The following is a 10,916-nucleotide window of genomic DNA, read 5'->3' on the forward strand; positions in this document are numbered from 1 at the left end:
ATTCGTTACGTGCGGAGAGTACCGCTGGGTCAATTTATAGAAGAATTAAAAAAATGCACGGGTTATATTTTTTTATTTTTCACCCATTACAGTCATTTAAATTACATCTTTATAAAATGAAACCGCTTCGGTTATTTATGGAATTGAGTACTGAAAAAAACCATTTTAATTGTCGTTGCGGGAAGTACCATTCAATGATTGATGTCTTAGTGAAATCAGCTGTTCAGTTGGTGGATACCATTACGGCTTTTCTCGCGAAGATAAAAGGTTAATTGATACGGTTTTACCGACGCTTTCATTTTATGCGTGGACCTGACTTGCAACAGTAAAATACAGTGACTACTCTTTTTTCGCTTCGTACTTTGTACGACGGCACACACAGCACGCTCAACGTGCGAGAGCCTTTCCCCTTGTTCATTTTTTCTACCCCGCTCCGGGCGGGGCTTTTTTTACAGTCCTACCCTACCTGATACGGAACCAGATGGCATACATCGCCGGTAAAAACACCAGCGTCATGATGGTGCCACCCAACGTCCCACCAATGAGCGTGTAAGCCAACGTGCCCCAGAACACAGAGTGCGTGAGGGGAATAAATGCCAGAATCGCTGCTAGCGCTGTCAGGAGAACTGGCCGGGCACGCTGCACCGTTGCCTCGACGATAGCCGTGAAGGGATCGTGGCCTTCCCGCTGATTCTGATGTATTTGTCCGATCAGAATCAGCGTGTTGCGCATAAGAATTCCTGACAGCGCGATCAGCCCGACCAGCGCATTGATGCCGAAGGGCTGCTGGAACAGCAGCAGCATGGGCACAACGCCAACCAGCCCCAGCGGTGCGGTCAATAACACCATCACCATCGCTGCCATGGAACGCACCTGCAGGATGATGATTAGCAGCGTCAGGGCAATAATGATCGGGAACAACGGGAGCATCGCTTGGGTTGCTTTACCCGACTCCTCAATCGAGCCCGCCTGTTCAATGCGGTATCCCGGCGGCAATGATGCGATGAATGGCTGGAGTTCCCGGCTCAACGCGGTAGAGACATCCGGTGGCTGCAATCCGTCGGCAATATCGCCGCGCACGGTTATCGTTGGCGTCCTATCGCGGCGACGTAGCAAAGGATCTTCCATGCGGATTTCAGTCTCACCCAATTGGGATAGCGGAATGCGCTGGCCATCAGATCCGGCCAGCGTCAAAGCGTCAAGGCGCGCGGGATCGAGGCGCACCTCTCCTGCTGCCCGGCCGGTCACTTCCACTGAGCGGATATCTTCACGAATCGCCGTAATAGGTGCACCGCTCAGCAGGAACTGCAGCTGACGAGCCGCACCAGCAGGCGTCAGCCCCATGGCCTGCAGTCGATCTTGATCCAGCCTGAAATGCATTACCGGCACACGTGAACCCCAGTCGGTGTTGACGGTGCGCATCATCGGGCTGGTCTGCATCAGCACTTTCACCTTCGCGGCCAGCTGACGCAGCACGTCTGGATCGGGCCCCATCACCCGGTAAGCGACCGGAAAAGGCGAATAGGGACCAAAAACCAGCTGCGTGACGCGCACCTGCGCTTCTGGCGCGAGACCATCAGCCGCCGCTTCTCGCAGACGCTGTTTTAGTGCATCGCGGTCGCGCTCGCCATTGGTCAGCACCACGATTTTGGCAAATGAGGGATCCGGCAGCTCCGGCGCCATCGCCAGATAGAAACGCGGTGCGCCCTGCCCGATATAGGCGGTTACCGTGCGGGTTTCTTTTTGCTTTTTTAGCCATTGCTCAATCCGCGCCGTGGTCAGGCTAGTCTGCCCTATGGAGGTGCCGTAAGGCATTTGCACTTCAACCAGCACCTCAGGACGATCGGATGTTGGGAAGAACTGTTTTTTCACCAGCCCCATGCCCATGATCGCCAGCACAAAGCAGCCAATCACCGCGCCTGCCACCCACCACTTCTGCGCGATGACTTTGGTCAGCAGCCGTCTGAAGCGATTGTAGTGGCGAGTGTTGTAGATTGCCGCGTGACCACCCGCCACCGGCTTTATATCCGGCAGCATTTTCACGCCCAGATAAGGCGTAAACAGCACGGCCACCACCCACGAGGCAATCAGGGCAATTCCCACGATCCAGAACATATTGCTGGTGTATTCACCTGCGGTGGATTGTGCGAAGCCGTTGGGCATGAAGCCAATCGCGGTAACCAGCGTGCCGGCGAGCATCGGCGCGGCCGTATGGCTCCAAGCGTAAGCCGATGCTTTGATGCGGTCATAGCCCTCTTCCATCTTCACCACCATCATCTCTATCGCAATGATGGCGTCATCAACCAGTAAGCCCAGTGCGAGGATGAGTGAACCCAGCGTGATGCGGTCAAAGTTTTTTCCCGTGGCGGCCATCACCACAAACACCACGGCAAGCGTCAGCGGAACCGCGGCAGCAACCACGATACCCACGCGCCAGCCCATGCTCACAAAACACACCACCATCACCACCAGCAGAGCCACGAAGAACTTCACCATGAACTCATCGACAGCCGAACGGATGTTAACCGCCTGATCGGAAACGTTGGTAAGCGTCATGCCCAGCGGCATGTCGCTATTTATGTCACGGACCTCTTTTTCCAGCGCCTTACCCAGCTCAAGTCCGTTCCAGCCTTCTCTCATCACCACACTTAGCATCAGCGCGGGTTCACCCTCATTACGGATGAGGAAATCGGGCGGATCGACATAGCCACGTTCGACCTTGGCCACGTCGACAAGCCGCAGCGTGTGGTTACCGGAGACGACCGGCGTATTGCGGATTTTTTCGAGCGTATCCAGCGCGCCGTCAAGGCGGATAAACACCTCGGGCCCGCGCGTTTGTATCGAGCCGGCAGGTGCCAGGGCATTCTGCCCGTTCAGGGCGTTGAATATCTGTTCCGGAGTAATGCCTAACGTAGCGAGGCGATCGCTGGAAAAGGAGACATAAATACGTTCTGCCTGTTCACCAGTAATGGTCACTTTTTTTACACCCGCAACGTGCAGCAGCTGCTGGCGGAGTTTTTCGGCATCGCGGGCCAGATATCGCTGCGGTTCATCCTTTGCTTTCAATGCATAAAGGGCAAAAACCACATCCGAGAATTCATCGTTCACCATCGGCCCGATCACACCCGCCGGCAGGTTGCGGGCCTCATCGCTGATTTTTTTGCGCGCCTGGTAAAACTGCTCCTGCACTTCAGATGGCGGCGTGCTGTCCTGAAGGGACAGCATGGTGTAGGCCATTCCGGGACGGGTATAGGTCTCGGTACGGTCGTACCACTTCAGCTCCTGCAGCCGCTTCTCCAGCGGCTCGGCCACTTGATCCTGCATCTCCTGCGCGGTGGCGCCGGGCCAGGCGGTGATGACCGTCAGCTGCTTGACGGTGAACGGGGGATCTTCCGCGCGTCCTAATCCGAGGAAGGCCATTACGCCTGCGACCGTAACAAGAATGATCAGGAACAGCGTAACTGATCGTTCTCGCACTGCCAGCGCCGACAGATTAAAGCGGTTGCGACTCATGGCGTGGCTCCTTGCGACCCAGGCATTGCGGTGCGCACGACTTCGCCTTCATGCAGCAGATGCACACCTAGCGCAGCCACCTGTTCCCCACTCTGCAGCTGACCCGACACGCGCGCACTGTCGTCGCTGATGCCGAGTAGCGTCACGGCACGCCAGCTGACTTTGGCGGGCTTACCTTCCACCAGCCAGATGCCAGCACCGCGTCCCGCATCCCACACCGCACTGAGCGGTACTAACCATGATTCTTGCGCCGCCGCAGACTCCGGGATACGCAAAGTAACGGTTGAACCCAGCGGAGCACCGGCGGCGGCACCGTTCAGCACATAGCGTGCTTCGTAGGTACGGGTTGCCGCATCAGCCGAGTCAGACAACTCGCGCAGCCTGGCATCGTTCTCGATCCCACTGCCGTAGAGGATGGCCGTGGCGGATGATCCGACCTGCGGTCGCAATGTTTCCGGCAGACTGACCATCGCTTCACGCTGACCGGCGCGGGCGAGACGCACCACGGTCTGGCCAGCGCTAACCACCTGGCCTGCATCGGCCAGCGTATCGACCACCACGCCATCTGCATCAGCGCTCAGCACGGCATATTGCGAGGCATTTAACGCCACGCGAGCCTGCGCCTGCTCAGCACTCAGCTCGGCACGCGCGGCATCTGCAGCTGCACGAATTTGACTGTAAGACGATGCAGAGACCGCGCCAGAACCCACCAATCCTCGATAACGTTTCTCATCATCTCCGGTCTGGCGCGCCCGAGCCTGAGCAGCGTTTACCGCTGCCTCTGCTGCACGGACCTGCAACGCGAGATCGGCGGGATCGAGCCTCATCAGCACTTGGCCGCGTTTAACGCTTTGCCCCTTATCGATTAGCCGCTCAAGCACCTTGCCCGACACGCGAAAACCCAGGTCGCTCTGAAAACGTGCTGCTACGATGCCGGTAAAAGCGCGCGATTGCCCCGCAGCAGGCTCGACTTTAGCTGTTCTGATAAGTGGCGGCCGCGAGCGCGGATCGTCAGCGGCTGATGAAGGTTCGCCGCAGCCAGTCAGAATGACCGGCAGCAGACAGACGACTGACAACAACGGAAGATGCCGGAGCATGGGTTACCTTACTAAAGAAAAGTATGAGAACGCCATTCTCTGACTGGTGACCAATTATGTCAATGGTCACAAACTACGGTGCGAGACTTCTCAGCACCAATGCAGCTAATTGATTTGCATCTTCTCCGGCAGTATCCAGTGAGATTTGCAGCTGTAATGGATCGGCAAGAGGTCTGAGTACCAAATATACGGCCATCGCGGTTTCATCTAGCGGTGTTTTCCGCTCAAATTCCCCCGCCGTGCGTCCTTCAAGCAGGATGGCGAGCACCCTTTCACGCAGTGCAGCTTCATAATGCACCGCAGCAGGCCAGTGCTCACGTGATGAGGCGGCGGCAATGTCATACAGTCGACGCTCGCGGAAAAACAGTTCACAGCCCGCCACAGCAAGCGTCTGAAACAATTGCCTTATTTTTTCCGTAGCCGAAGGCGATTTCTCCAGCGCAGCATTTAGCCGTTCAGTAATATCTGCAAGGCAACTGGCACAGATGACTTCACCAATTTCCTGCTTAGAACCGAAAAACTTATATATATAGGCTTTGGAGAAGCCTATGGATCGTGCGAGGTCGGATACGGTGGTTTTCTCGAAGCCGTAATGGCTAAAGTATTCCATTGCAGCAGCCACAATCTGATCGCGGATGGTGTGATCGGATGGCCCACGGATGGCGGCGGCATTTTTTTTCTCTGTCATATTCAACTTTGCTCGGTGAGCTGATGTAAACGATGAGTGACCAGTGATTATTTTGGTCACAAATTTACATTGCTTCAAGGCCTGATTTATTTCATGACAACTTAGCGGAATCCAGGGATAAATCGCTTTCTATGGATTCTGGCCCTACATCACAGCTTTGACTGGTGCTCACCCGCGTTTAGCCTGCTTTCAGATTGATTATTGCACTTAGGAAAGCTGACTCATTTCATTCTTTTTGAATGTTTGCCGAGCTTAGCATCATCATCGGCTTATTTGCGGCGTGTTTCCGACAGCGCAAGACGTGGTTACCGTAGGTTGCCGTTATCGATTATGTGGCTATCATTTCTCCTTTGAATCATTGCTGGCTTTAAAGGACTGTCTGCTGCTATGCCTGTAAACTTTGATCTCAACGATCTTTATGCCTTCCGTGCACTGGTTGAATACAGTAATTTTCGGCTTGCGGCAGAGTCCATCTGCCTCTCTCAATCAGCATTAAGCCGCAGAATTGAAAAGCTGGAATCGGCGTTAGGTATCAAGCTATTCGACAGAACCACCCGGCGTGTCACGCTAACACTTTATGGTCAGACTTTTGCTGAACGCTCAGATCAGTTACTGGCGAATGTTGAAATGGTATTAGCGGATATCGATAAGGTCAGTCAGGATCGGGTGGGACTGGTCACCGTTGCGACGGTACCCTCGGCAGCTTACTATTTCATGCCTGGTGTCATCCGCCGTTTCCAGACACGCTATCCACGAGTACGCGTGAAAATTATTGATAGCAGCGCAGGTAATGTCATTGAAGCGGTAGCCAGTGGTCAGGCAGACTTCGGCATCTGTTTTGCGAGAGATCTGCAAGCTAATATCGAATTTCTACCCTTGACGGGCGATGCCTACGTAGCGGCCTGCCGGCGTGATCATCCACTAGCCAGTAAAAAAAACCTGACCTGGCGAGAGTTTTATCAGCAGGATTATATTGAGCTGGATAAGACCTCCGGGAACCGCAATCTGCTAGATAAGCTGCTGGAACACATCATTCCTGAGCGCCCCAGTATCTGCGAAACCCGTCATGTGACCACCATGCTGGGTATGGTTGAAGCGGGTATCGGCATTGCTGCCGTGCCCGCTATGTCGATGCCGATGTCAGAGCATTCAGTGTTAACACAGGTTGCACTGACTGAGCCGGTGGTAAAGCGTACGGTTGGCTTGATCAGGCGCAGTGGCCGTATGCAGTCCTACGTGGCAGCTGAGTTAGAGAAGTTGATTACTGAACAGTATCATGTTGTTTTACCGGCTGTTTAGCCGTCACAGATCGTAACCCGGTAGCGCGAAGGGTATTTTGCGCCTCTGCTGAAGAGAGGAAACGCAGTAACGCTTTGCCCTCCTGCCCGTTTTTTGCTTTGCCGGTCACCGCACCGGCAAAACGGGTGACGTATTGCACATCTTCAGGCAATTCACCAATGAAGGTGACGCCCGGCACAGGCAGCAATTCACTCACTTGCTGGAAACCGATAGCATAGTGGCCTTTAGCCACTTCGGACGCGACCGGAATGCGCTCTATCATATGCGCTTTTGATTTCACCTTGTCTTCAATGCCCAGTTTTTTAAATAGATGACTGCTGACATAACGGCCGCTGGCACTGTCAGAATAAGCAATTGATTTGGCTTGCAAGAGAGTATTGCGTAGATCTGCATCCGTTTTGATAACCGGTTTTGGCTCACCTTGTTTGACCACCATACCAATTGAAGAGTCGGCTAGCTCCACGCGCGAACCCGGCTGAAGCCAGTTATCCTTTTCCAGATTTTTTAACGCATCACCCACCATAATCACCACATCCGCATGCTCACCGCGCGCCAGGCGCGCCGGAATAGCCTGAGGCGTCTTCCCCATTGAGGGGCCGGATATCAAAATAATCTTGTTGCCGCTTTTAGCTTCAAATTTTGGGGTCAGTTTTTCCAGCGCCGCTTTGAATCCACCCGAAATCATGACGGTGACGTCTTTGGCTGACACTGAAAAACTAACGGAAATAAATAACAGCGTGGAGACAAGTGAACGATGTATTTTTTGCATGATGTCATTCCTGAGCTAACCAGCGGTTTGAAGTGATAACGCGCTGCGACGGTATAAATAAAAGGTTGCGAGCAGTGCACATACCGCAGCAAAGCTCATCCAGTAGCCGGGCGAGGCCTTATCGCCGGTATACTCAATCAATGCGGTTGAAATAACCGGCGTGAATCCGCCAAAAATAGCGGTTGCCAGACTGTAGGCCAGAGAGAACCCCGCAACCCGCACTTCCACCGGCATAATCTCGGTTAACGCTGGGATCATGGCGCCGTTGTAAAGTCCGTAAAGGAAGGACAGCCATAACAGCACTGTCAGCATCATGGAAAAGCTGGGCGCTTCAGCAAGCAGGTTCAGTGCCGGATAGGCAGTAATCAGCGCCAGCATCGCCATGGTCACCAGAACGGGCTTGCGGCCAAAACGGTCTGACAGGGCACCCCCAACCGGTAGCCAGAAAAAGTTTGATATCGCAACCAGCAGAGTTACCAGCAGGCTGTCAGAAGCGCTCAGCATCAGCACCTTTTTACCAAAAGTAGGTGCATATACGGTGATCAGATAAAACGCAGTGGTGGTCATGGCGACCATCAACATACCGGCGACAACAACCTGCCAGTTTGCTAACAGCGTTTTAAACACGTCACGCATTGCCAGATGACTGCGACGGGCGGTGAACTCTTCGGTCTCTTCCAGTTTACGGCGCAGAACAAAGATGAAAGGAACAATCAGGCAGCCGAACAGAAAAGGCAGACGCCATCCCCACTCGCGCAGGGTGCTTTCTTCCATGACCGCATTCAGTGCGAAACCCATGGCCGCTGCAACCATAATGGCCACTTGCTGGCTGCCAGATTGCCAGCTGGTATAAAAGCCCTTACGGCCTGGCGTGGCAATCTCTGCCAGATAAACGGATACGCCGCCTAACTCTGCGCCCGCTGAGAAGCCCTGAAACAAGCGACCGCATAGCACCAGTAACGGTGCCCAAAGCCCAATCGTTTGATAGGACGGAATCAGAACAATCAGGAAAGTCCCCGCTGCCATGATCGACAAGGTCACAATGAGCCCTTTACGTCTGCCAACTTTATCAATGTACGCGCCTAGCACGATTGCACCGACCGGACGCATTAAAAATCCCGCGCCAAACACCGCGAAGGTCATCATCAGCGAAGCAAATTCACTGCTGGCCGGAAAAAAAGTATGGGCGATGTAAGTGGCATAAAACCCGAACAGAAAGAAGTCGAATTGTTCCAGAAAATTGCCAGAAGTCACCCGCAGTATCGCGCTGCATCGGGTTCGAGTGGTCATGGGTGGGTTAGAGGAATGCATGTTTATCTCCAGTTTGTCATTGGCGCTTTTGCAGCGCCTGCTTCTGCAGACTGGATGAGCGAAACAAACTTAATAAGCGCAATAAACTCATGAGTTGATGCGTTTGACGCATTAATTAGAGCTTAAAATTTCATTAACAAGCTGTAACGGTGTATTAACAGCATCTCCGTTCAACACGGTGTTCATTGAAGCCTAAAAACGTTATATCGATTTTGTGACAAGGTTCATAACGAGCGCGCAGTAAAAATAGAGCAGTGGGCAATGAGGAATGATGGGTAGAGTGATGCCAGACCGACATCACTCCATAAACCGTTAATGCTGACTTCAGGCAGTGGTATTAATATTGCGCCCAATTGCCGTATTTTCCGGCAACTGAGGTATCGAATCCAGAATGCCAGATGCCATCGATTGCTGATTATCCAGCGTCTTCTTCAGCACTAGCGTGCTGATTTTATTCGCCAGTTCCATGTTATCAAGGCCGGTAGCCAGTGATGTAATTTGTGATACATCCATCTTGCTCTCCTGATTAATACGAATATTGAGTAGCTAAAAAGCCAGAAACAGTCATCGGCAATTTGGCGAAATACTTTATATGTGGCATCCCTCACGAATGCTTGCGCTGCCTCAACGCATAGGCCAGCACCACCACAAAGCACAGCAGCGGCAAACTGTATGCCACGGCGGTACTGACGTGGTCAGAGATCAGGCCCATGAAATAGGGCATGATCGCGCCGCCGACAATCGCCATGATCATAAACGAGCTAGCCTGTTTGGTGGATTCGCCAAGATTTTTAACGCCCATGGCAAAGATAGTTGGGAACATGGTGGACATAAAGAAGAAGATGGCGATCAATGCAACCACGGAAACATCGCCTGCGCCCAGCATCACAATCGCGCACAGCACGATGTTGATCAGCGCGTAAGCCGCCAGCATTGCAGCCGGTTTGACCCGACCCAATAACCAGGTTGAGAAGAAACGTCCGAGCATAAAGCAGATCATCGCAACCGAAAGCATATAAGCCGCGCTTTGGTTGGTCACACCGTGCCAGTGTTCGGTGGCGTAGTTAATAAAGAAGGCGCCCACGCCAACCTGCGCGGCAACATAAAAGAACTGCGCAATTACGCCGCCGACAAAATGTTTTTGTTGCCATAAAGTCGCGCCGGGCTGCTGAATATGGTGGCTGGCGGATTCACGAATATCAGGCAACGCGGTGCGTTTAAATAACAGCGCGATGGCGATAACCACACAGGCAATCACCACATAGGTGATTTTGACGCTGTCTTGCGCTGCATCAGTGCTGGCGTGCGTGAAGAACAGCGAGCCGCCAATCATCGGTCCAACAAACTGTCCTAACCCGTTAAAGGATTGCGCCAGATTAAGACGACGCTCAGCGCCGTTGGGATCGCCCAACACCGTAGCAAACGGGTTCGCGGCGGTTTCAAGACAGCCCAGTCCGCACGCCAGCACGAACAGCGCAAACAGGAATACCGAGAAGTTATTGACCATCGCCGCCGGCACAAACAGCAGCGCGCCAATCGCATACAATGATAATCCCGCCAATATTCCGGCTTTATAACCGTGACGCTGCATAAAATAACCGGCCGGCAGCGCGACAATAAAATAGGCACCAAAATAAGCCGCCTGTAATAATCCCGATTGGGCTTTGGTGACGTTTAACGTTTCCTGAAAGTGTTTATTCAACACATCCAGCAGGCCGTATGACACGCCCCACATAAAAAACAGGGTGGTAATTAGCATGAACGCCCAGCGCAGGCTAATAGTTCCCCTGACGCCCATATTTTCAGGCGTCTCGACGCGTTGTGTAGACATGGTTTTATCCTCGTAGGGTACAGTCGGTAAGTGTTGTTATTGGTCCTGCAAAGAGAATATTCGCGCCATCGCCACCCATTTTTCCCCTTCGGACGTCCAGGGCGTTGGCTGTTGGAACTGCCACATCAGCGCTTCCCAGCGCTGAATATGCGGATCCTGCTCAGAAGCCTGAGCAAAATCCTGCGTGTTAAAGCGATCGTTCACCTCCATCAGCATAAAAAGTCGGGTGCCAAGACGGTAAATCTCCATATTTTCGATGCCGTGCTGGCGCAAATGCTGCGCCACTTCCGGCCAGATGCGCTGATGCAGGCGCTGGTACTCGGCGATCTTCTCTGCATCGTCCACCAGATCCAGCGCCAGACAATAACGCCTGGATGCGCCACTCATAACAGCGCCCGATCGAGATGC

General features: G+C 53.3%; 9 protein-coding genes. 1 reads left to right on the top strand and 8 read right to left on the bottom strand.

Features of this window, described 5'->3' with window-relative positions; translation table 11 throughout:
* Positions 1–462 precede the first annotated feature (462 nt).
* From RTM06_RS07165 to RTM06_RS07175, 3 genes are all read right to left on the bottom strand, one after another.
* The gene (locus RTM06_RS07165) at positions 463–3,513 is read right to left on the bottom strand and encodes an efflux RND transporter permease subunit (RefSeq protein ID WP_312180978.1); all 3,051 of its coding nucleotides are present in this window, start codon (positions 3,511–3,513) and stop codon (positions 463–465) included.
* Positions 3,510–4,610 carry an efflux RND transporter periplasmic adaptor subunit gene (locus tag RTM06_RS07170; RefSeq protein WP_312180980.1) on the bottom strand — a complete coding sequence of 367 codons (1,101 nt, stop codon included), beginning with the start codon at positions 4,608–4,610 and terminating at the stop codon, positions 3,510–3,512. The genes RTM06_RS07165 and RTM06_RS07170 overlap by 4 nt, the downstream gene beginning before the upstream one ends.
* Positions 4,611–4,683: 73 nt before the next feature.
* Positions 4,684–5,298, bottom strand: a complete 615-nt coding sequence (locus RTM06_RS07175) for a TetR/AcrR family transcriptional regulator (RefSeq protein WP_312180982.1) — start codon at positions 5,296–5,298, stop codon at positions 4,684–4,686.
* 387 nt (positions 5,299–5,685) lie between these two features.
* Between RTM06_RS07175 and RTM06_RS07180 the strand changes: the two genes are divergently transcribed.
* Positions 5,686–6,597 (top strand): LysR family transcriptional regulator, encoded by a 912-nt coding sequence (locus tag RTM06_RS07180; RefSeq protein ID WP_312180984.1) that lies wholly within the window; start codon positions 5,686–5,688, stop codon positions 6,595–6,597.
* Here RTM06_RS07180 and RTM06_RS07185 read toward each other — a convergent pair.
* The 5 genes from RTM06_RS07185 to RTM06_RS07205 form a co-directional block, all read right to left on the bottom strand.
* Positions 6,560–7,366: a substrate-binding domain-containing protein gene (locus RTM06_RS07185; protein ID WP_312180986.1), complete on the bottom strand. Its 807-nt coding sequence runs from the start codon at positions 7,364–7,366 to the stop codon at positions 6,560–6,562. The two genes, RTM06_RS07180 and RTM06_RS07185, sit on opposite strands and share 38 nt — an antisense overlap.
* Before the next feature lie 15 nt (positions 7,367–7,381).
* Positions 7,382–8,677, bottom strand: coding sequence for an MFS transporter (locus RTM06_RS07190; protein WP_312180988.1), 1,296 nt, complete (start codon positions 8,675–8,677; stop codon positions 7,382–7,384).
* 324 nt (positions 8,678–9,001) lie between these two features.
* Positions 9,002–9,190, bottom strand: coding sequence for a YjfB family protein (locus RTM06_RS07195; RefSeq protein WP_312180989.1), 189 nt, complete (start codon positions 9,188–9,190; stop codon positions 9,002–9,004).
* Between the two features lie 91 nt (positions 9,191–9,281).
* A complete protein-coding gene (gene fucP / locus RTM06_RS07200) occupies positions 9,282–10,508 on the bottom strand; it encodes an L-fucose:H+ symporter permease (RefSeq protein WP_312180992.1) in 1,227 nt (408 codons plus the stop codon).
* Between the two features lie 36 nt (positions 10,509–10,544).
* Positions 10,545–10,895 carry an L-rhamnose mutarotase gene (locus tag RTM06_RS07205; RefSeq protein ID WP_312180994.1) on the bottom strand — a complete coding sequence of 117 codons (351 nt, stop codon included), beginning with the start codon at positions 10,893–10,895 and terminating at the stop codon, positions 10,545–10,547.
* Positions 10,896–10,916 lie beyond the last annotated feature (21 nt).

The organism is Pantoea sp. CTOTU46764 (assembly GCF_031974595.1).
Classification (GTDB): Bacteria; Pseudomonadota; Gammaproteobacteria; order Enterobacterales; family Enterobacteriaceae; genus Pantoea; species Pantoea trifolii.

Bases quoted from the DNA above. Each gene is read 5' to 3' on its own strand.
- RTM06_RS07165 (WP_312180978.1), bottom strand. From the start codon at position 3,513: ATGAGTCGCAACCGCTTTAATCTGTCGGCGCTGGCAGTGCGAGAACGA.
- RTM06_RS07175 (WP_312180982.1), bottom strand. From the start codon at position 5,298: ATGACAGAGAAAAAAAATGCCGCCGCCATCCGTGGGCCATCCGATCAC.
- RTM06_RS07180 (WP_312180984.1), top strand. From the start codon at position 5,686: ATGCCTGTAAACTTTGATCTCAACGATCTTTATGCCTTCCGTGCACTG.
- RTM06_RS07190 (WP_312180988.1), bottom strand. From the start codon at position 8,677: ATGCATTCCTCTAACCCACCCATGACCACTCGAACCCGATGCAGCGCG.
- RTM06_RS07195 (WP_312180989.1), bottom strand. From the start codon at position 9,190: ATGGATGTATCACAAATTACATCACTGGCTACCGGCCTTGATAACATG.
- RTM06_RS07170 (WP_312180980.1), bottom strand. From the start codon at position 4,610: ATGCTCCGGCATCTTCCGTTGTTGTCAGTCGTCTGTCTGCTGCCGGTC.
- RTM06_RS07185 (WP_312180986.1), bottom strand. From the start codon at position 7,366: ATGCAAAAAATACATCGTTCACTTGTCTCCACGCTGTTATTTATTTCC.
- fucP (WP_312180992.1), bottom strand. From the start codon at position 10,508: ATGTCTACACAACGCGTCGAGACGCCTGAAAATATGGGCGTCAGGGGA.
- RTM06_RS07205 (WP_312180994.1), bottom strand. From the start codon at position 10,895: ATGAGTGGCGCATCCAGGCGTTATTGTCTGGCGCTGGATCTGGTGGAC.